Below are 20,025 nucleotides of genomic sequence, written 5' to 3' on the forward strand. Positions count from 1 at the left end.
CGCTCTTACCGGGCCGAAGCGAGTTGAGTGAAGGCGGAGCCAAGCCACTGCTGCACGCCATGCATCGTCGCGGCAGAAGTGTCGAGGAACGGCTGCGGGTACACGCCGATGTAAATCAGCAGCGCCGCCAGGCCAACCACCATGATCAGTTCGCGACCGTCCATGCCATGCAACACCGCGTCCGATTTGGACGGGCCGAAGTAGGCACGGTGGATCATGATCAGCGAGTAGACCGAACCGAACACCAGGCCCGACGTTGCGATCGCAGTGATCCACGGCGCAGCGGCGAAGGTGCCGATCAGGATCAGGAACTCACCGACGAAGTTACCGGTACCCGGCAAGCCCAGGGACGCAGCCGCGAAGAACAGGCTGATGGCGGGCAGGTAAGCGATCTTCGACCACAGGCCACCCATTTCACGCATGTCGCGGGTGTGAGTGCGCTCGTACAGCTGACCACTGAGGATAAAGAGTGCCGCCGCCGACAGACCGTGTGCCAGCATCTGCATTACCGCGCCCTGCAGCGCAAGTTGGCTGCCGGAGTAGATGCCGATCAGCACGAAGCCCATGTGGGAAACCGAGGAGTAGGCGATCAGACGCTTGATGTCGGTTTGCGCGAACGCCAGGAAAGCACCGTAGAAGATCCCGATCAGACCCAGGGTCATGGCGAACGGCGCGAACTCGGCCGAGGCATTCGGGAACAGCGGCAGGGCGAAACGCAACAGGCCGTAAGCCGCGGTCTTCAACAAGATACCGGCCAGGTCGACGGAACCCGCGGTCGGTGCCTGGGCGTGAGCGTCAGGCAGCCAGGAGTGGAACGGCACCACTGGCAGCTTCACCGCGAACGCGATGAAGAAGCCGAGCATCAGGATGTACTCGGTGGTGAGCGACATCTTGGTTTTCAACAGATCGGAGTAATTGAAGGTAATTACGCCGGTGGCGTTGAAGTTGACCAGCACCAGACCCAGGATCGCCACCAACATGATCAGGCCGGAAGCCTGGGTGAAGATGAAGAACTTGGTCGCCGCGTAGATCCGGGTTTTCTTGCCGTCCGAAGAGCTGTGACCCCAGAGCGCGATGAGGAAGTACATCGGCACCAGCATCATTTCCCAGAAGAAGAAGAACATGAACAGGTCGAGGGCGAGGAACACGCCGACGACACCGCCCAGGATCCACATCAGGTTCAGGTGGAAGAAGCCAACGTGACGCTGGATCTCTTTCCACGAGCAGAGCACCGAGAGGATACCCAGCAGACCGGTCAGCAGGATCATCAACAGCGACAGGCCGTCGAGGGCCAGGTGCACGCTGATGCCGAAGCGCTGGATCCAGATGTGCTTGAACTCAAGCGCCCAGACCGGATCGGCGCCAGGCGCCGGAGCAAATGAATAATTACCGTGGGCCCACAGCCAGAGGCCGAGCGCGAGTTCCAGGGTCATGGTCAACAGCGCAATCCAGCGGGGGAGGGTAGCGCCGAAGCGCTCACCCATCCAGCACAGCAGGCCGCCGATGAAGGGGATCAGGATTAGCCAAGGCAGAATCATGACGGGCTCAATTCCTTTCGCAAGTTCGCAAGGTTCATATTCAGACCGCTACCAGCACGATGGCGCCGATGACCAGCACGGAGCCGGCTGCCATCGATGCCGCGTACCAACGCAGTTGACCGGTTTCGGTACGGCTCAGGGCGGTGTGACCGCCTTTGGCCATACGCGGGATCAGACCGATGGTCTGGTCGAGCGGGTCTTTGCGCAGTGCGTGGCTGATCGCAAGGTATGGCTTGACGAACAGTTTGTCGTAGATCCAGTCGAAGCCCCAGGCAGCGAACCACCAGGCCGAAAGGAAGCGGCCGATGCCGCTGTTGGCGATTGCAGTGACGAAACGACGCTTGCCGAGGAACAGCAGCGCGGCCAGCAGGATACCGGACAGGGCAATGGCGCCCGAGGCGATTTCCAGACTGTGCTTGGCTTCGCCGCCGGCATGACCAACGCTTTCCGGCAGCACGCCGTGCAGCGGTGGAACGATCATGGCGCCGACGAAGGTCGACAGCACGATCAGCACCGACAGTGGCAGCCAGTGAGCGATGCCGTGACCGGCGTGCGCTTCGGTCTTCGCTTCACCGTGGAACGTGATGAAGATCAGGCGGAAGGTGTACAGCGACGTCATGAACGCGCCAACCAGACCTGCGTACAGCAGACCGTGGTTGCCGCTGGCGAACGCTTCCCAGAGGATTTCGTCCTTGGAGTAGAAGCCTGCGGTCACCAGTGGCAGGGCAGACAAAGCCGCGCCGCCGACGATGAAGCTGGCGTAGGCCAGCGGCAGTTTCTTCCACAGGCCGCCCATCTTGAAGATGTTCTGCTCGTGGTGGCAGGCAACGATCACCGCACCGGAGGCAAGGAACAACAGTGCCTTGAAGAAGGCGTGGGTCATCAGGTGGAAAATCGCGCCATCCCATGCACCAACGCCCAGGGCCAGGAACATGTAGCCGATCTGGCTCATGGTCGAATAGGCGAGGATACGTTTGATGTCGGTCTGAACCAGTGCGGCAAAACCGGCCAGCACCAGGGTCACGCCACCAACAACGCCGACGAGGTGCAGGATGTCCGGCGCCAACGCAAACAGGCCGTGGGTACGGGCGATCAGGTAGACACCGGCGGTCACCATGGTTGCAGCGTGGATCAGTGCCGAAACCGGGGTAGGACCGGCCATCGCATCCGCCAACCAGGTTTGCAGTGGCAGTTGCGCGGATTTACCGACAGCGCCACCCAGCAGCATCAGGGTCGCCAGGACGATCCAGAAGTCACCGGACTGGAAGTGCTGAGGTGCCTTGACCAGCAGCTCCTGAATGTTCAGCGTGCCCAACTGTTGGAACAGGATGAACAGGCCGATGGCCATGAACACGTCGCCGATACGGGTGACGATAAAGGCTTTGAGTGCAGCGTTGCCGTTGTTGCGGTTGCTGTAGTAGAAACCGATCAACAGGTACGAGCACAGGCCCACGCCTTCCCAGCCGAAGTACAGGAACAACAGGTTATCGCCCAGGACCAGGAACAGCATGCTGGCGATAAACAGGTTGGTGTAGGCGAAGAAGCGCGAGTAACCGGCTTCACCGCGCATGTACCAGGACGCGAACAGGTGGATCAGGAAGCCGACGCCGACGACCACACCGAGCATGGTCACGGACAGGCCATCCAGGTACAGCGCGAAGTTAGGCGTGAAGCCTTCCACCGCCATCCACTGCCACAACACCTGGGTGTAGTGGCCGCCTTCCGGCGGGGCGACGTTGAATTGCCAGATCACGTAGGCCGCGACGATGGCAGACAGGCCGATGGAACCGACGCCGATCAGCGCCGACAGGTTTTCCGAAAAGCGACCGCGTGAGAACGCCAGCAGCAGAAAACCCATGAGAGGGAATACGAAAGTCAGATAGAGAAGATTCATCCGCGCATCTCGCTGGCAGCGTCGATATCGAGAGTGTGGAAGCGGCGATACAGCTGCAACAGAATCGCCAGGCCAATACTGGCCTCGGCGGCTGCCAGGCTGATCACCAGGATGAACATGATCTGTCCATCCGGCTGCGCCCAGCGGCTACCGGCAACGATGAACGCCAACGCGGAGGCATTCATCATGACCTCCAGGCTCATCAGCACGAAAAGAATGTTGCGCCGGACCATCAGGCCGACCAGACCGAGGCAGAACAGGATGCCGGCGACCGCCAGACCATGCTCCATAGGGATAGCAGGCATCGTCATTGCTCCTTGGCTTCGTTGCGGCCCAAGTGGAACGCCGTGACGGCTGCCGCAAGCAGCAACATCGAGGCGAGTTCGACCACCAGCAGATAAGGACCGAACAGGCTGATGCCCACGGCCTTCGCGTCTACGGTGGTGTGGCCGACGGCCTGACCGGTCTGGTGGCTGAACAGCACGTACAGCAACTCGGCCAACAGCAGGGCACCGAGAATCACCGGGCCGAGCCAGATGCCGGGCTTGAGCCAGACGCGTTCTTGCTGAACCGAGGCGGGCCCCAGGTTCAGCATCATCACCACAAACACGAACAGCACCATGATGGCGCCAGCGTAGGCGATCACTTCCAGCACACCGGCAAACGGTGCGCCGAGGGCGAAGAACGTCATCGCCACGGCAATCAGCGAAATGATCAGGTAGAGCAGGGCGTGCACAGGGTTGGTGTGGGTGACCACGCGAAGCGTGGAAACCACAGCGATACCCGATGCGAAATAGAAAGCGAATTCCATCTTTCTTCCTTAAGGCAGCAAGCTCTTCACGTTGATCGGTTCGGCTTCATTTTGCGCGGCGCCTTTGGGCTTACCGGCAATCGCCATACCTGCAACACGATAGAAGTTGTAATCAGGGTTTTTGCCGGGGCCGGAGATCAGCAGATCTTCTTTCTCGTAAACCAGGTCCTGACGTTTGAACTCGGCCATCTCGAAATCCGGTGTCAGCTGGATCGCGGTGGTCGGGCAGGCTTCCTCGCAGAGGCCACAGAAAATGCAGCGCGAGAAGTTGATGCGGAAGAAGTCCGGGTACCAGCGACCGTCTTCGGTTTCGGCTTTCTGCAGCGAGATGCAACCGACAGGGCACGCCACGGCGCACAGGTTGCAGGCTACACAACGCTCTTCGCCATCAGGGTCGCGGGTCAGGACGATACGGCCACGGTAGCGCGGCGGCAGGTACACGGCTTCTTCCGGGTACTGCAGCGTGTCGCGCTTGCGGAAGGCGTGGCTGAAAATCATCACCAGGCTGCGAAGCTGGGTGAAGAAGCCATGCACGATGTCAAATATGTACTTCATGATTCTCTATCCTCACTGAGCCGCGACGGCGGGCGTGTTGAGCAACACGATCGCAGCGGTCACCAGCATGTTGACGAGGGTCAGCGGCAGGCAGAACTTCCAGCTGAAATCCATCACTTGGTCATACCGTGGGCGCGGAATCGAGGCGCGCAGCAGGATGAAGATCATGATGAAGAACGCGGTCTTGAGCGCGAACCAGATGAAAGGGATCTGCGGCAGAATGTCGAACGGACCGTGCCAGCCACCGAAGAACAAGGTCACCAGCAGCGCCGAAATCAACACGATGCCGATGTACTCGCCGACGAAGAACATGCCCCATTTCATGCCGGCGTATTCAATGTGGTAACCATCGGCCAGTTCCTGTTCCGCTTCCGGCTGGTCGAACGGGTGACGGTGAGTCACGGCGACGCCAGCGATGAAGAAGGTCAGGAAACCGAAGATCTGCGGAATGATGAACCACAGGTGCTGCGCTTGATAGTCAACGATGTCGCGCATGTTGAACGAGCCGACCTGGATCACGATGCCCATCAGCGACAGGCCCATGAACACTTCGTACGACACGGTCTGTGCCGAGGCCCGCAAGCTGCCCAGCAGGGCGAACTTGTTGTTACTCGACCAGCCGGCGAACAACACCGCGTAGACCGACAGGCCGGCCATGGCGAAGAAGAACAGGATGCCGATGTTCAGGTCCGCCACGCCCCAGGTCGGGGTGATCGGGATGATCGCGAAGGCAATCAGCAGGGCGCTCATGGCCACGACCGGTGCCAGGGTGAAGATCATCTTGTCGGCAAACGGCGGCGTCCAGTCTTCCTTGAAGAACATCTTGATCATGTCGGCCGCGATCTGGAACGCGCCGAACGGGCCGACGCGGTTCGGACCGTAACGGTCCTGCCAGAGGGCGAGCAAACGACGCTCGACCCAACTCAGCAGCGCGCCGCAGACCACCACGGCGAGCAGAATCACGATGGCCTGGATGACCGAGATGATCACTGCGATCACTTCAGGAGTGAACCAAGTCATTGCGCTGCCTCCTGCAGACCATCAACGGTTTTGCCAAAGATCGCTGGCGGAATGCCGGCGATACCGGCCGGCAATGCCACCAGGCCAGCACCCAGCTCTTCGTTGATGCGCAGCGGCAGACGCAAGGTCTGGCCAGCGACGTTCAAGCTGAGCATGGCGCCGTCATTGACACCCAGGCGGTCGGCTTCGGACTTGGCCAGCGACACGTAAGCGGCCGGAATGCGCTCTTGAACCGGTGCGGCTTTGGAAGAGTTCTCTTCGCTGCCGAACAGGTGGAAGAACGGCACGACCTGCCAGGTGCCCGGCGCCGGGTTGAACGCACGTGGAACAGCGGCGAACCAGTTCAGCGAATCACCGGTGCTTTCGATCAGGCGGGTGCCCGGGTCGCCAGCGCGGATGTGACCACCGACTTCGTCCTGGAACTTGTTCCAGGCTTGCGGCGAGTTCCAGCCCGGAGACCAGGCGAATGGCACTTGCTGACGCGGTTCGACCGAGCCCGAGTAGCCTTCCATGGAGAACGAGAACGCAGTGTCGTTGTCCTGGGACGTACGCGGTTCGTGCACGCTGATGTCGGCGCGCATGGCGGTACGACCGGAGTAGCGCAGCGGTTCGCGCGCCAGTTTCAGGCCTTTGATACGGAATGCGGCGGACGGTGCGGCGTCGACGATGCGCGCCAGTTGCGGCGTGCTTGCAGCCACGGCTGCGGTGACGTGGTCCAGTTGGGTCCAGTCGATCGGCTGGTTCAACAGGGTCGCGCGCAGGGCATGCAGCCAGCGCCAGCCTTCGTGAACAAGGATGCTCGCGTCGAGGTAAGTCGGGTCGAACACCTGGAAGAAGCGCTGGGCGCGGCCTTCCTGGCTGACCAGCGTACCGTCGCCTTCAGCGAAGCTGGCGGCTGGCAGAACCAGGTGCGCGCGATCGCTGGTGGCAGTCTTCTGATGGTCCGCGACGATCACCACTTTCGCGGCGTTCAGGGCGGCATCAACCTTGGCTTTGTCGGTGCGGGTGTACAGATCGTTTTCCAGCACGACGAGGGCGTCGGCACGGCCGTCGATCACCGCTTGCAGGGCGTCGTCGACCGAGTCACCACCGAGCATGGCCAGGCCGAGGCTGTTGGCCTCTGGCACGATCAGGCTGATGGAACCGTTCTTCTCACGCAGCTTCAAGGCTTTGGCAATGTTCGCGGCGGCTTCGATCAGCGCTTTGGAACCCAATGAGGTGCCGGCGATGATCAATGGACGCTTGGCCGCGAGCAGGGCGTCGGCGATGCGCTTGGCCAGTTCAAGGGCTTCAGCATCCAGGCCTTCGACGGCCGGTGCGCTGGCGTCCAGGGCGTGAGCCACGGCGAAACCGATGCGGGCCAGGTCGTCCGGTGCAGCGTGAACGCATTCTTCGGCGATATCGTCGAGCTTGGTTTCAGCCAGGCTGGCGATGAACAGCGGGTTCAGCGCGTGCTGACCGATGTTCTTCACAGCGGCGTCGAGCCACGGCTGAACGCGCATGGCGTCGGCCATGTCTTCGGCTTTGCCCTTGACCGATTGACGCAGGGACAGGGCCATGCGCGCAGCGGTCTGGGTCAGGTCTTCGCCAAGAACGAAAATCGCGTCGTGGTCTTCGATGTCGCGCATGTTCGGGATCGGCAGCGGGCTGTCTTTAAGCACCTGCATGACCAGACGAATGCGCTCCAGCTCAGCGGCTTCGATGCCGGAGTAGAAGTGCTCGGCGCCGACCAGCTCGCGCAACGCGTAGTTGCTTTCGAGGCTGGCACGCGGCGAACCGATACCGACGATGTTGCGACCGCGCAGCAGGTCAGCGGCTTTATCCAGCGCTTCGTCCAGGGTCAGCTTGGCGCCGTTGGCCAGCAATGGCTGACGCGGACGATCCTTGCGGTTGACGTAGCCATAGCCGAAACGGCCACGGTCGCACAGGAAGTACTGGTTGACCGAACCGTTGAAGCGGTTTTCGATACGACGCAGTTCACCGTAGCGTTCGCCCGGGGAGATGTTGCAACCGCTTGAGCAGCCATGACAGATGCTCGGCGAGAACTGCATGTCCCACTTGCGGTTGTAACGCTCGGAGTGAGTCTTGTCGGTGAACACACCGGTCGGGCAGACCTCGGTGAGGTTGCCGGAGAACTCGCTTTCCAGGGTGCCGTCTTCAACGCGACCGAAGTACACGTTGTCGTGGGCGCCGAACACACCGAGGTCGGTGCCGCCAGCGTAATCCTTATAGAAGCGCACGCAGCGGTAGCAAGCGATGCAGCGGTTCATTTCGTGGGAAATGAACGGGCCCAGTTGCTGGTTCTGGTGAGTGCGCTTGGTGAAGCGATAACGGCGCTCGTTGTGGCCGGTCATCACGGTCATGTCTTGCAGGTGGCAGTGACCTCCTTCTTCACAGACCGGGCAGTCGTGAGGGTGGTTGGTCATCAGCCATTCAACGACGCTGGCGCGAAACACTTTCGCTTCTTCGTCGTCGATGGAGATCCAGCTGCCGTCAGTGGCAGGGGTCATGCAGGACATGACGATCCGACCACGCTTGTCGTTCTCGTCGGTGTACTGCTTGACCGCGCACTGGCGGCAAGCGCCAACGCTGCCAAGGGCTGGGTGCCAGCAGAAATAAGGGATATCGAGGCCTAGCGACAGACATGCCTGTAACAGGTTGTCTGCCCCATCGACTTCGAGCTCTTTGCCGTCTACGTGGATAGTGGCCATGGTTCAAAGTTCTTCGTTGGCCCGGTGTCAGCGGGCGTGGCTAATGGAATCTTGTTGTTCGCGTGAATCAAAACAGCCGCTTGCGGCGTCATCACACGAGAAGGCGAAGGGCACGGACCCTTCGCCTTTTTTAAGCGTTTACGCGCCGACTACAATCGGCCTTGCCAGAGGCGGGACGACGGCGCTGGTGGGCGCGATGCCGGCTTCGAACTCATGGCGGAAGTATTTGATTGCGCTGCCCAATGGCTCCACGGCGCCCGGTGCGTGAGCACAGAAGGTCTTGCCTGGGCCGAGGAAACCGACCAGACCCAGCAGGGTCTCGATGTCGCTGGCTTGCCCTTCACCGTTCTCGATCGCACGCAGCAGCTTGACGCTCCACGGCAGACCGTCACGGCACGGGGTGCAGAAGCCGCAGGATTCACGGGAGAAGAACTCTTCCATGTTGCGCAGCAGGGAAACCATGTTGACGCTGTCGTCCACCGCCATGGCCAGGCCAGTACCCATACGGGTGCCCACTTTGGCGATGCCGCCGGCGTACATTTGTGCGTCGAGGTGTTCCGGCAACAGGAAGCCGGTACCGGCGCCGCCTGGCTGCCAGCACTTGAGCGTGTAACCGTCGCGCATGCCGCCAGCGTAGTCTTCGAACAACTCGCGACCGGTGACGCCGAATGGCAATTCCCACAGGCCCGGGTTCTTGACCTTGCCGGAGAAGCCCATGAGCTTGGTGCCCATGTCTTCACTGCCCGGGCGCGCCAACGATTTGTACCAGTCCACGCCGTCGGCAATGATCGCCGGCACGTTGCACAGGGTTTCAACGTTGTTCACGCACGTCGGCTTGCCCCACACGCCAACGGCGGCAGGGAAGGGTGGCTTGGAACGCGGATTGGCGCGGCGGCCTTCAAGGGAGTTGATCAGTGCGGTTTCTTCACCGCAGATGTAACGCCCGGCACCGGTGTGGACGAACAGCTCGAAATCGAAGCCGCTGCCCAGGATGTTCTTGCCCAGCAGACCTGCTGCCTTGGCTTCTTCCACAGCACGGTTGAGGTGCTTGGCGGCGGTGGTGTATTCGCCACGCAGGAAGATGTAGCCACGGTAGGTTTTCAGCGCGCGAGCACTGATCAGCATGCCTTCGATCAGCAGATGGGGAAGTTGCTCCATCAGCATGCGGTCTTTCCAGGTGTTCGGTTCCATCTCGTCCGCGTTGCACAGCAGGTAGCGGATGTTGATGGATTCGTCTTTGGGCATCAGGCCCCACTTAACGCCAGTGGGGAAGCCTGCGCCGCCGCGACCTTTCAAGCCCGAATCCTTCACGGTCTGGACGATGTCGTCCTGAGCCATGTCGGCGAAGGCCTTGCGGGCAGCGGCGTAACCGTTCTTGGCCTGGTACTCGTCGAGCCAGACGGCTTCGCCATCATCACGCAGGCGCCAGGTGAGCGGGTGGGTCTCGGCCGAACGCTTGATGCGGTTGGCTGGACCGAAGGAAGTCAGGGTCATACGTAGCCCTCGAGCAATTTGGCAACGCCGGCAGGCTGCACATCACCGAAAGTGTCGTCGTCGATCATCAACGCCGGCGCCTTGTCACAGTTGCCGAGGCAGCAGACCGGCAGCAGGGTGAATCGACCGTCGGCAGTGGTCTGCCCCAGGCCGATGCCCAGATTGCTCTGGATTTCGCTGACAACCGATTCGTGGCCGCCGATGTAGCAAACCATGCTGTCGCAGACGCGAATGATGTGGCGACCGACTGGCTGACGGAAGATCTGGCTATAGAACGTCGCCACCCCTTCAACGTCGCTGGCCGGAATGCCGAGGATTTCGCCGATGGCGTAGAGCGCGCCGTCAGGCACCCAGCCACGTTCCTTCTGGACGATCTTCAGGGCTTCGATCGACGCCGCGCGCGGGTCTTCGTAGTGATGCAGCTCGTGCTCGATGGCCGAGCGCTCGGTTTCACTCAAGGTGAAACGGTCTGTCTGGATAAGCGTGCTATTCATGCTTAGCGGTCCACGTCGGCCATAACGAAATCGATACTACCCAGGTACGCAATCAAGTCCGCGACCATGCTGCCTTTGATCACCGAAGGGATCTGCTGCAGGTGCGGGAAGCTTGGCGTACGAATCCGGGTGCGGTAGCTCATGGTGCCGCCATCGCTCGTCAGGTAATAACTGTTGATGCCCTTGGTCGCTTCGATCATCTGGAAGGATTCGTTGGCCGGCATGACCGGGCCCCACGAAACTTGCAGGAAGTGCGTGATCAGGGTCTCGATGTGCTGCAGCGTGCGCTCTTTGGGCGGCGGCGTGGTCAGCGGGTGATCCGCCTTGTACGGGCCTTCCGGCATGTTGCGCATGCACTGCTCGATGATCTTGATGCTCTGGCGCATTTCTTCGACACGCACGATGCAACGGTCGTAGGCATCGCCATTGGCGGCCAGCGGCACTTCGAATTCGAAGTTCTCGTAACCGGAGTACGGGCGTGCTTTACGCAGGTCGAAGTCGCAACCGGTCGAACGCAGACCGGCACCGGTGACGCCCCATTCGAAGGCTTCCTTGGTGTTGTAGGCGGCGACGCCGATGGTCCGGCCTTTGAGGATGCTGTTGTCCAGTGCGGCTTTCTGGTATTCGTCCAGACGCTTTGGCATCCACTCGACGAAGTCTTTCACCAGTTTTTCCCAGCCGCGTGGCAGGTCGTGGGCGACGCCACCGATGCGGTACCAGGCCGGGTGCAGACGGAAACCGGTAATGGCTTCGATCACCGTGTACGCCTTCTGGCGGTCGGTGAAGGTGAAGAACACCGGGGTCATGGCGCCGACGTCCTGGATGTATGTACCCAGGAACAGCAGGTGGCTGGTGATCCGGAAAAACTCGGCCATCATGATGCGGATGACGTCGACCTTCTCGGGCACCTTGATGCCGGCCAGCTTCTCGACCGAGAGCACGTACGGCAGGTTGTTCATCACGCCGCCGAGGTAGTCGATACGGTCGGTGTACGGAATGAAGCTGTGCCAGGACTGACGCTCGGCCATCTTCTCGGCGCCACGGTGGTGGTAACCGACGTCAGGCACGCAGTCGACGATCTCTTCACCGTCCAGCTGCAGGATGATGCGGAACGCACCGTGCGCCGAAGGGTGGTTGGGGCCGAGGTTGAGGAACATGTAGTCCTCGTTCGCGCCGGAACGTTTCATGCCCCAGTCTTCAGGCTTGAAGCGCGCGGCTTCTTCCTCAAGCTGTTGCTTGGCCAGGGTCAGGCTGAACGGATCGAACTCGGTGGCGCGAGCCGGGAAGTCCTTGCGCAGCGGGTGACCTTCCCAGGTCGGCGGCATCATGATGCGGGTCAGGTGCGGGTGGCCGGCAAAGTTGATGCCGTACATGTCCCACACTTCACGCTCGTACCAGTTGGCGTTTGGCCAGATACCGGTCACGGTCGGCACGCTAAGGTCGCTCTCGGACAAGGCGACCTTGATCATTACGTCACTATTACGCTCGATCGACATCAAGTGATAGAACACAGTGAAGTCGGCGCCGCTTGGCAGCCCTTGACGCTTGGTGCGCAGACGCTCGTCCACGCCGTGCAGGTCATAGAGCATGACGTACGGCTTGGGCAGGTTGCGCAGGAAGGTCAGGACTTCGACGAGTTTGGCCCGGGCAACCCAAAGCACCGGCATGCCGGTGCGGGTAGGCTGGGCGGTGAACGCCTCAGGGCCAAAACGGTTATTCAGTTCGACGACCACATCCTGGTCGTCTGCCTTATAAGGCGGGATGTACAGAGCACTGCCTGTAGTCATGGTTATTTATCGCTTTCGGTCAACGTAAAGAATGAAGCCAGTGTCTTGTTCTTTTAAAGAAGCAGATCTGGATCAGACTTCGTCGGGGCTGCGCAGGTTGGTGACTGCGATTCGCTGTTCGCGGCGCTTTTCCTTCTCGGAAGGCATCTCGGCGCGGTACACGCCTTGATCGCCGACGACCCAGGAAAGCGGACGACGCTCCTGTCCAATCGACTCTTGCAAGAGCATCAAGCCTTGCAGGAACGCTTCAGGACGGGGCGGGCAGCCAGGCACGTAGACGTCCACGGGCAGGAACTTGTCCACCCCTTGAACGACTGAGTAGATGTCGTACATGCCACCGGAGTTGGCGCACGAACCCATGGAGATAACCCATTTAGGTTCGAGCATTTGCTCGTAGAGACGCTGAATGATCGGCGCCATCTTGATGAAGCAGGTACCGGCGATAACCATGAAATCCGCCTGACGCGGCGATGCCCGGATAACCTCGGCGCCAAAGCGCGCGATGTCGTGGGGCGCCGTGAAGGCGGTGGTCATTTCCACGTAGCAGCACGAAAGACCGAAGTTATACGGCCACAGGGAGTTCTTGCGCCCCCAGTTGATCGTGCCGTTAAGCACGTCTTCGAGCTTGCCCATGAAGATGTTTTTGTGGACTTGATCTTCTAACGGATCGGAAACGGTTTCCCGTTCGCCAATCGGATACTGCTCGTTAGGAGCATCGGGGTCGATCCTGGTGAGATTGTATTGCATTGCCAAAGCCTCATTGTTTCAGCTTCGCCTGCCGCTTGCGACGAGCTTCCGGAGCCCAGTCAAGGGCGCCCACTCGGAACAGGTAGACAAGACCTGCCAACAGAATTGCTATGAAAACGAGAGCTTCGACGAATCCGGTCCAGCCGCTTTCGCGGACGGACACAGACCAGGCAAAGAGAAAGAGGGCTTCGATATCGAAGATCACGAAGAGCATCGCGACCAGATAGAATTTGGCTGAGAGCCGCAAGCGGGCGCCACCTGTAGGTAGCATGCCGGACTCGAACGGTTCGTTTTTGCTGCGACCCCAGGCTTTTGACCCGAGAAGGCTGGAGACGCCGAGCATGAAGGCGCAGAGGCCGACAACGCCCAGAAGGAAAATGGCAAAGCCCCAGTTGTGGGCCATGAGTCCTGTCGCTTCGGGCATGCTGGTAATCCTTAACAGAGAGCAAAGGTCTCTGAGCTTGATAAAGAAACAAAGCAGTGACGATATGTCGCAGCAATCAATCCCGCTGATTTTATGGCACAACACTCTGCAAGTAAAATTCCTATAGCGAAATTATTTATAGGAATAAGGACATAGCGCACCTCCAAAAGCCCGCGGCCCATGCGTTGCGGGCATTAGCCGGCATTTCATCAATATTGTTTTGTCGGAAATGTAACGAACATAGTTACCGCTAAATGATAATCAATATTGTTTGAGTCGGTTTTTAAACTGTTTAACGGGATGATGACCGGGAAGTTGTCTTATATGCGCATTACTGCAAGTAGCAGGCGGGGTCGTTTTACCGTGTTTTCCTGATGGGGAAACTGCTCTGGATCAAGATTTTTCAGATGGTTTTGCGCCATGGCGCGTTCTCTGTGGGAGCGGGCTTGCTCGCGATGAGGGTGTGTCAGGTGCTGCAGAGTTGACTGACAGACTGCCATCGCGGGCAAGCCCGCTCCCACAGGGAGTAGCAGTGTTTGCTAAATCGCAGGCAAAAAAACGCCCCGAACCAGTCGGGGCGTCAGATGTGCGGCGTTGCGGTTAGCTTTCTACTCGATCCGCAACGGCCGTTTGCTCAGGCGAAGCAGATCAGTGGAACTGTTCTTCTTCGGTCGAACCGGTCAGTGCGGTTACCGAGGACGTGCCACCTTGAATCACAGTGGTCATGTCGTCGAAGTAGCCGGTGCCCACTTCCTGCTGGTGAGCCACGAAGGTGTAACCCTTGGCGGCGTCAGCGAACTCTTGCTCTTGCAGCTTCACGTAGGCAGTCATGTCGTTGCGGGCGTAGTCGTGCGCCAGGTTGAACATGCTGTGCCACATGTTGTGAATGCCGGCCAGGGTGATGAACTGGTGCTTGTAACCCATGGCGGACAGTTCGCGCTGGAACTTGGCGATGGTCGCGTCGTCCAGGTTTTTCTTCCAGTTGAAGGAAGGCGAGCAGTTGTACGACAGCAGTTGGTCCGGGTATTCCTTCTTGATCGCTTCAGCGAAGCGACGAGCCTCGTCCAGATCCGGCTTGGCGGTTTCGCACCAGATCAGGTCGGCGTACGGCGCGTAGGCCAGGCCGCGAGCGATCGCCTGGTCGAGACCGGCGCGCACTTTGTAGAAGCCTTCCTGGGTGCGTTCGCCAGTCACGAATGGCTGGTCGTACGGGTCGCAGTCCGACGTCAGCAGGTCAGCAGCGTTTGCGTCGGTACGCGCCAGGATGATGGTCGGCGTGCCGGCAACGTCAGCTGCCAAACGAGCAGCGGTCAACTTCTGTACGGCTTCCTGGGTAGGAACCAGTACCTTGCCGCCCATGTGGCCGCATTTTTTCACGGAAGCCAGTTGGTCTTCGAAGTGAACGCCGGCGGCGCCTGCTTCGATCATGCTCTTCATCAGCTCGTAAGCGTTCAGAACGCCGCCGAAACCGGCTTCAGCGTCAGCCACGATTGGTGCGAAGTAGTCGATGTAGCCTTCGTCGCCCGGGTTCTTGCCGGCTTTCCACTGGATCTGGTCAGCACGACGGAACGAGTTGTTGATGCGCTTGACCACGGTTGGAACCGAATCCACCGGGTACAGCGACTGGTCCGGGTACATCGATTCTGCGGAGTTGTTGTCCGCAGCAACCTGCCAGCCCGACAGGTAGATCGCCTGGATACCGGCTTTAACTTGTTGTACAGCCTGGCCGCCGGTCAGGGCGCCCATGCAGTTGACGAAATCTTTCTCAGGACGGAAGGACGGCTTGGCGCCCTGGGTGACCAGGTTCCACAGCTTCTCGGCGCCCATTCTTGCAAGGGTGTGCTCAGGTTGAACCGAGCCACGCAGGCGGACGACGTCAGCAGCGGAGTAAGCGCGTGTCACGCCTTTCCAGCGTGGGTTTTCAGCCCAATCTTTTTCGAGGGCTGCAATTTGCTGTTCGCGTGTCAGTGCCATGGAGATAAACCTCGTCGCATAGGTCTGGGGTGGAAAATTCCTGCTCCTGCCCACTACGCAAATCAAGCGTAAGAGGCTGCTCGCTGACCAGAAGCTTAGGTGGTCAAGTCGGATTCGGCGGGGATGGCGACGGGATGAACGATGGGCTCGAGGGGAAGTGAGCAGGTAAGGGCGAACTGGCGAGCGGATTCGGGCGTCGTGGGCCTTTATACGAACTTCAGTGTGGAGCCGGGTTACCTAATTACGCTTCCGTCCCTCGGGACAACTTCGTTCCAGTCGGCAACCTCGTCAAACACACCTTGTGGGCGGTACAGACACGAAACGGCTCGCGGGGTAGTTGCGAGCGACGCTTCGAAGGCCCTTGCCAGGGCCCCTGATTAGCGGGAGCGAGGCCATCATGCCTTTGCTTTTTTCGATCGTCAAACGTTTTGTAGTGCTTTTTTTGTGGCACTACATCTTTGGTCTAATACGACTAATCAGTCAGTTTTCGGTGGTTTAGTCCAAAGTGTCGACTTTCACCCGCAGAGTCATGTCATCCCGGCCCTGAGTCGAGTAGCTGCGGCCCAGGCCCTGTTTGTCAGCTTGAGTCTCGCGGTTCACACCGGCCAGGGTGATCCATTCGCCGAGGCGCCCCGTGACAGTTGTGTCGGTGCTTTGCACATTCACTACATCGGGACGTTCCTGGCTCATGCGGTCACGGTTGGTACTGATCGCCAGGTGAACGATGTCGCCGGTGACGCTGGCGGTGACGTAGAACCCTTGGGTGACGTTTCGGTATTCAGTCTGGCTGCGCAGATCACCGTAGGAATCGGTCTGTGCGCTGGTCAGCGGTACGCTTTGGCCGACCTGAATCAGTGCTGGAGCACCTTCGCTGGCCTGGATTTGCTGGATGCCGCCATCACGGCTGTCGGTGCTGCGATTGATGATGCGCGTCTGGCTCGGTTTGGCACCGTTGACTGAGTAACCCTGATCGCCCTGGAAGTTGTTTTCGTTGGTGTCGACGGTAATCAGCAAGCGCTTGGCCGCAACGTCGAGTTGGGAGATCAGGGCCTTAAGTTCGTCGATCTTGCGCTGATCGGCATTGACAATGAGCTGGTTGCCATAGGCGCTGACCTGGCCATCCTTGCCGATGAAATTTTGTGCCATCGGCAGCATATCGTCACTCGTGCGGTAGTTCAGGGGCACGATCTCGGTGGCTGCCATGGCCGAAAAACTGCAGCTCAGCAGCAGTGTGGTGAGCAGGGTGCGTAGGGACATATCCGTTATCTCCGCCATCTTGAAGTGTTGATATTGCCAGTTTGTCGGCCCGGGGTGGGGCAAGTTGAATCGCAGACAGCAAAACGCCCCGGTATCCGAAGATAGCCGGGGCGTTTTGGGGTGATCTCTCTGACCTCATCGCGAGCAGGCTCGCTCCCACAGTGGATTAATGGTGTTGCTGCAATCTCTAGCAACTCAAGAATCAATGTGGGAGCGAGCCTGCTCGCGATGGGGGCACCTCGGTATCAGGCCGAGTGCCGCACCATGTCCACATGCGGAATCCCGGCTTCCAGGAATTCCTCACTGACCATGCTGAAGCCCAGGCGCTCGTAGAACGCCGTGGCCTGCACTTGCGCGCTCAGCATTTGCTGCTTCAGCCCGCGCTTCTCGGCTTCACCGATCACCGCGTGCATCAGTGCATCGCCGACTTTCAAGCCGCGCCAGTCTTTGAGCACCGATACCCGGCCGACATGGCCGTCGGGCAACAGGCGTGCGGTGCCAATCGGAAAGTCTCCCTCGTAGGCCAGGAAATGCACCGCTGTTGCGTCATCAGCATCCCATTCCAGCTCAGGCGGAACGGATTGCTCGGCGATGAACACCGTCTCACGAATGCGCCGGATCTCGGCGATATCCTTCTGCCAGTCTGCGACACGTACGTGAATTTTATTCATCGGCAAACCCCAGGCTTCCTTGCTTGATCAGTTCGCACAGCAGGCCGCGGCCATCTTCGTCGCTCAGCCACTCGCCGAGATTGTCGATGTGCAGGGCGTCGGCGGCGCAAATCAATTTCAACAGATCGCGCAGTTTGCCCGGCAGGTAACGGCTCTGGCCACTGGCGAACAACAGCAGATCGTCATCCACTTCCGACCATGCCAGACGCGCGCTCGGGTTGCGGATCATTACGGCGCCTTGCTCGAGGCTGGCGAGCAGATCGTCTTCTTCGACTTCTTCCGGGCCAACCACCAGTTCGGGGTAGCGCGGCTCGGTCATGAACTGGCCGAACCAGGTCAGCAGCAGGCGCTCGTCGCTCATGTGCTCGGCCAGCAAGGCTTTCAGGCGATCAAGAGCGTCGTGCTGAATCTGATGCGGGTCTACCGCTGGCAGGGCGTCGGCGTCGGTGTAGCGCTCTTCGTCAGACAGGAACTGGCTGAGGAAGTCAGTGAAGTGGGTCAGCACTTCAGCGGCGCTAGGTGCACGGAAACCGACCGAATACGTCAGGCAGTCATCGACGGCCACGCCGCAATGGGCCAGGCGTGGCGGCAGGTAAAGCATGTCGCCCGGTTCCAGCACCCATTCATCGGTGGCTTCGAAATCAGCCAGGATGCGCAGGTCGGCATGTTTCAGCATCGGGCTCTCGGCGTCGCACATCTGGCCGATTTTCCAATTGCGCTTGCCGTGGCCTTGCAGCAGGAACACGTCGTAGTTGTCGAAGTGCGGACCGACGCTGCCACCCGGGGCGGCGAAGCTGATCATCACGTCGTCGATGCGCCAGCTTGGCAGAAAACGGAAGTTCTCCAGCAGTTCAGCGACTTCCGGCACGAACTGGTCAACGGCTTGAACCAGCAGGGTCCAGTCGCGTTCCGGCAGCTTGCTGAACTCGTCTTCGGCGAAGGGGCCGCGACGCAACTCCCAAGGACGCTCGCCGTTTTCGATGATCAGGCGCGACTCAACTTCTTCTTCCAGCGCCAGGCCGGCCAGTTCGTCGGCATCGATCGGGCTTTCGAATTCAGGAATCGCCTGGCGGATCAGCAGCGGTTTCTTCTGCCAGTAGTCGCGCATGAATTCGCGCGCCGTGATGCCACCCAGAAGTTGAAGAGGAATGTCAGGATTCATGTGTAACCTATTGAAAAAAAGCACTTTTCAGACGGGAATAAAAACGCCCGGCGCTGCCGGGCGTCTCAAACGGGTACAGCGGTCGATCAGATGCGTCTGGCTTGCTCTACAGCGTTACCGATGTAGTTCGCCGGGGTGAGCAATTTGAGCTCGGCCTTGGCGGCGGCTGGCATGTCCAGGCCGTCGATGAAAGTTTGCAGCGCTTCAGGGCTGATGCCCTTGCCACGGGTCAACTCTTTCAGTTTTTCGTACGGGTTTTCGATGTTGTAGCGGCGCATCACGGTCTGGATCGGCTCGGCCAACACTTCCCAGCAAGCGTCCAGGTCAGCAGCGATCTTCTGGGCGTTGAGCTCCAGTTTGCTGATGCCTTTGAGGCTGGCTTCGTACGCGATCACGCTGTGGGCGAAGCCGACACCGAGGTTACGCAGTACGGTGGAGTCGGTCAGGTCGCGCTGCCAGCGGGAGATTGGCAGTTTGCTCGCCAGGTGCTGGAACAGTGCGTTGGCAATGCCCAGGTTGCCTTCGGAGTTTTCGAAGTCGATCGGGTTGACCTTGTGCGGCATGGTCGAGGAACCGATTTCGCCAGCGATGGTGCGCTGTTTGAAATAACCCAGGGAAATGTAGCCCCAGATGTCGCGGTCGAAGTCGATCAGAATGGTGTTGAAGCGAGCGATCGCGTCGAACAGCTCGGCGATGTAGTCGTGCGGTTCGATCTGCGTGGTGTACGGGTTGAAGCCCAGACCCAGTTCGTCTTCGATGAAGGCGCGAGCGTTTTCTTCCCAGTCGATCTCAGGGTAGGCCGACAGGTGAGCGTTGTAGTTGCCGACAGCGCCGTTGATCTTGCCCAGCAGCGGAACGGCGGCGACCTGAGCGATTTGACGCTCCAGACGGTAAACCACGTTCGCCAGCTCTTTGCCCAAGGTGGTCGGCGATGCCGGTTGACCGTGGGTGCGCGACAGCATCGGCACGTCGGCGAAGCGGATGGCCAGTTCGCGGATGGCGTCGCAGGTCTGGCGCATCAGCGGCAGCATCACGTCATCACGGCCTTCGCGCAGCATCAGGGCGTGGGACAGGTTGTTGATGTCCTCGCTGGTGCAGGCAAAGTGGATGAATTCGCTGACCTTGGCCAGTTCCGGCAGCTTGGCCGCTTGCTCTTTGAGCAGGTACTCGATGGCTTTGACGTCGTGGTTGGTGGTGCGCTCGATCTCTTTGACACGCTCGGCGTGCTCCAGAGCGAAGTTGTCCGCCAGGGTGTTCAGCACAGCGTTGGCTTCGGCGGAGAACGCCGGCACTTCGCTGATGCCTGGGTGAGCGGCCAGGCGCTGGAGCCAGCGCACTTCAACCAGGACGCGAGCACGGATCAGACCGTATTCGCTGAAAATTGGGCGCAGGGCCTGGGTTTTGCCGGCGTAGCGGCCGTCAACAGGGGAAACCGCAGTGAGCGAAGAAAGCTGCATGGGGTGTTCTCGGACAGTCGGGCAACGAA

The 20,025-nt window shown here is 59.9% G+C and carries 17 protein-coding genes; all 17 read right to left on the bottom strand.

Translation table 11 applies throughout. The features are described from left to right. Window positions 1-5: 5 nt before the first annotated feature. Window positions 6-1,538: an NADH-quinone oxidoreductase subunit M gene (nuoM, locus tag ACM6I0_RS05345; protein WP_285434693.1), complete on the bottom strand. Its 1,533-nt coding sequence runs from the start codon at window positions 1,536-1,538 to the stop codon at window positions 6-8. 40 nt (window positions 1,539-1,578) lie between these two features. Further along, on the bottom strand, window positions 1,579-3,432 hold the full coding sequence (gene nuoL / locus ACM6I0_RS05350) for an NADH-quinone oxidoreductase subunit L (RefSeq protein WP_414921660.1): 1,854 nt from the start codon (window positions 3,430-3,432) through the stop codon (window positions 1,579-1,581). Then, the gene (nuoK, locus tag ACM6I0_RS05355; RefSeq protein ID WP_007946416.1) at window positions 3,429-3,737 is read right to left on the bottom strand and encodes an NADH-quinone oxidoreductase subunit NuoK; all 309 of its coding nucleotides are present in this window, start codon (window positions 3,735-3,737) and stop codon (window positions 3,429-3,431) included. The genes nuoL and nuoK overlap by 4 nt, the downstream gene beginning before the upstream one ends. Before the next feature lie 2 nt (window positions 3,738-3,739). Continuing rightward, window positions 3,740-4,243, bottom strand: coding sequence for an NADH-quinone oxidoreductase subunit J (gene nuoJ, locus ACM6I0_RS05360; RefSeq protein WP_259156478.1), 504 nt, complete (start codon window positions 4,241-4,243; stop codon window positions 3,740-3,742). Window positions 4,244-4,252: 9 nt separating this feature from the next. Further along, window positions 4,253-4,798 carry an NADH-quinone oxidoreductase subunit NuoI gene (gene nuoI, locus ACM6I0_RS05365; protein WP_197678900.1) on the bottom strand — a complete coding sequence of 182 codons (546 nt, stop codon included), beginning with the start codon at window positions 4,796-4,798 and terminating at the stop codon, window positions 4,253-4,255. 12 nt (window positions 4,799-4,810) lie between these two features. Continuing rightward, window positions 4,811-5,818 carry an NADH-quinone oxidoreductase subunit NuoH gene (gene nuoH, locus ACM6I0_RS05370; protein ID WP_046032492.1) on the bottom strand — a complete coding sequence of 336 codons (1,008 nt, stop codon included), beginning with the start codon at window positions 5,816-5,818 and terminating at the stop codon, window positions 4,811-4,813. Beyond that, a complete protein-coding gene (gene nuoG / locus ACM6I0_RS05375) occupies window positions 5,815-8,529 on the bottom strand; it encodes an NADH-quinone oxidoreductase subunit NuoG (protein WP_285434694.1) in 2,715 nt (904 codons plus the stop codon). Before nuoG ends, nuoH begins: the two co-directional genes overlap by 4 nt. Window positions 8,530-8,667: 138 nt before the next feature. Beyond that, window positions 8,668-10,023 carry an NADH-quinone oxidoreductase subunit NuoF gene (gene nuoF / locus ACM6I0_RS05380; protein WP_414921661.1) on the bottom strand — a complete coding sequence of 452 codons (1,356 nt, stop codon included), beginning with the start codon at window positions 10,021-10,023 and terminating at the stop codon, window positions 8,668-8,670. Next, complete coding sequence (gene nuoE, locus ACM6I0_RS05385; RefSeq protein ID WP_007946422.1) at window positions 10,020-10,517, bottom strand: NADH-quinone oxidoreductase subunit NuoE; 498 nt, start codon at window positions 10,515-10,517, stop codon at window positions 10,020-10,022. Before nuoE ends, nuoF begins: the two co-directional genes overlap by 4 nt. Before the next feature lie 2 nt (window positions 10,518-10,519). Further along, a complete protein-coding gene (gene nuoC / locus ACM6I0_RS05390) occupies window positions 10,520-12,304 on the bottom strand; it encodes an NADH-quinone oxidoreductase subunit C/D (protein WP_090185651.1) in 1,785 nt (594 codons plus the stop codon). A 72-nt stretch (window positions 12,305-12,376) separates the two neighbouring features. After that, window positions 12,377-13,051, bottom strand: coding sequence for a NuoB/complex I 20 kDa subunit family protein (locus ACM6I0_RS05395; RefSeq protein WP_007946424.1), 675 nt, complete (start codon window positions 13,049-13,051; stop codon window positions 12,377-12,379). Between the two features lie 10 nt (window positions 13,052-13,061). Further along, the gene (locus ACM6I0_RS05400) at window positions 13,062-13,475 is read right to left on the bottom strand and encodes an NADH-quinone oxidoreductase subunit A (RefSeq protein WP_003223812.1); all 414 of its coding nucleotides are present in this window, start codon (window positions 13,473-13,475) and stop codon (window positions 13,062-13,064) included. Between the two features lie 648 nt (window positions 13,476-14,123). After that, on the bottom strand, window positions 14,124-15,449 hold the full coding sequence (gene aceA / locus ACM6I0_RS05405) for an isocitrate lyase (protein ID WP_020296744.1): 1,326 nt from the start codon (window positions 15,447-15,449) through the stop codon (window positions 14,124-14,126). Between the two features lie 495 nt (window positions 15,450-15,944). Then, window positions 15,945-16,706 carry a secretin N-terminal domain-containing protein gene (locus ACM6I0_RS05410; RefSeq protein WP_222587617.1) on the bottom strand — a complete coding sequence of 254 codons (762 nt, stop codon included), beginning with the start codon at window positions 16,704-16,706 and terminating at the stop codon, window positions 15,945-15,947. A 245-nt stretch (window positions 16,707-16,951) separates the two neighbouring features. Continuing rightward, window positions 16,952-17,377, bottom strand: coding sequence for a GNAT family N-acetyltransferase (locus tag ACM6I0_RS05415; RefSeq protein ID WP_222587616.1), 426 nt, complete (start codon window positions 17,375-17,377; stop codon window positions 16,952-16,954). Continuing rightward, complete coding sequence (locus ACM6I0_RS05420; protein ID WP_259156442.1) at window positions 17,370-18,539, bottom strand: cupin domain-containing protein; 1,170 nt, start codon at window positions 18,537-18,539, stop codon at window positions 17,370-17,372. The genes ACM6I0_RS05415 and ACM6I0_RS05420 overlap by 8 nt, the downstream gene beginning before the upstream one ends. A gap of 86 nt (window positions 18,540-18,625) precedes the next feature. After that, window positions 18,626-19,996, bottom strand: coding sequence for an adenylosuccinate lyase (gene purB, locus ACM6I0_RS05425; RefSeq protein WP_208669034.1), 1,371 nt, complete (start codon window positions 19,994-19,996; stop codon window positions 18,626-18,628). Window positions 19,997-20,025 lie beyond the last annotated feature (29 nt).

It is taken from the genome of Pseudomonas sp. IT-P294 (genome assembly GCF_949767865.1).
Classification (GTDB): domain Bacteria; phylum Pseudomonadota; class Gammaproteobacteria; order Pseudomonadales; family Pseudomonadaceae; genus Aquipseudomonas.

Coding starts and splice junctions, on each gene's coding strand:
- nuoI (WP_197678900.1), bottom strand. CDS start 4,798: ATGAAGTACATATTTGACATCGTGCATGGCTTCTTCACCCAGCTTCGC.
- nuoH (WP_046032492.1), bottom strand. CDS start 5,818: ATGACTTGGTTCACTCCTGAAGTGATCGCAGTGATCATCTCGGTCATC.
- nuoE (WP_007946422.1), bottom strand. CDS start 10,517: ATGAATAGCACGCTTATCCAGACAGACCGTTTCACCTTGAGTGAAACC.
- purB (WP_208669034.1), bottom strand. CDS start 19,996: ATGCAGCTTTCTTCGCTCACTGCGGTTTCCCCTGTTGACGGCCGCTAC.
- aceA (WP_020296744.1), bottom strand. CDS start 15,449: ATGGCACTGACACGCGAACAGCAAATTGCAGCCCTCGAAAAAGATTGG.
- nuoF (WP_414921661.1), bottom strand. CDS start 10,023: ATGACCCTGACTTCCTTCGGTCCAGCCAACCGCATCAAGCGTTCGGCC.
- ACM6I0_RS05395 (WP_007946424.1), bottom strand. CDS start 13,051: ATGCAATACAATCTCACCAGGATCGACCCCGATGCTCCTAACGAGCAG.
- nuoM (WP_285434693.1), bottom strand. CDS start 1,538: ATGATTCTGCCTTGGCTAATCCTGATCCCCTTCATCGGCGGCCTGCTG.
- ACM6I0_RS05415 (WP_222587616.1), bottom strand. CDS start 17,377: ATGAATAAAATTCACGTACGTGTCGCAGACTGGCAGAAGGATATCGCC.
- nuoK (WP_007946416.1), bottom strand. CDS start 3,737: ATGCCTGCTATCCCTATGGAGCATGGTCTGGCGGTCGCCGGCATCCTG.
- nuoJ (WP_259156478.1), bottom strand. CDS start 4,243: ATGGAATTCGCTTTCTATTTCGCATCGGGTATCGCTGTGGTTTCCACG.
- nuoG (WP_285434694.1), bottom strand. CDS start 8,529: ATGGCCACTATCCACGTAGACGGCAAAGAGCTCGAAGTCGATGGGGCA.
- ACM6I0_RS05400 (WP_003223812.1), bottom strand. CDS start 13,475: ATGCCCGAAGCGACAGGACTCATGGCCCACAACTGGGGCTTTGCCATT.
- nuoL (WP_414921660.1), bottom strand. CDS start 3,432: ATGAATCTTCTCTATCTGACTTTCGTATTCCCTCTCATGGGTTTTCTG.
- ACM6I0_RS05410 (WP_222587617.1), bottom strand. CDS start 16,706: ATGTCCCTACGCACCCTGCTCACCACACTGCTGCTGAGCTGCAGTTTT.
- nuoC (WP_090185651.1), bottom strand. CDS start 12,304: ATGACTACAGGCAGTGCTCTGTACATCCCGCCTTATAAGGCAGACGAC.
- ACM6I0_RS05420 (WP_259156442.1), bottom strand. CDS start 18,539: ATGAATCCTGACATTCCTCTTCAACTTCTGGGTGGCATCACGGCGCGC.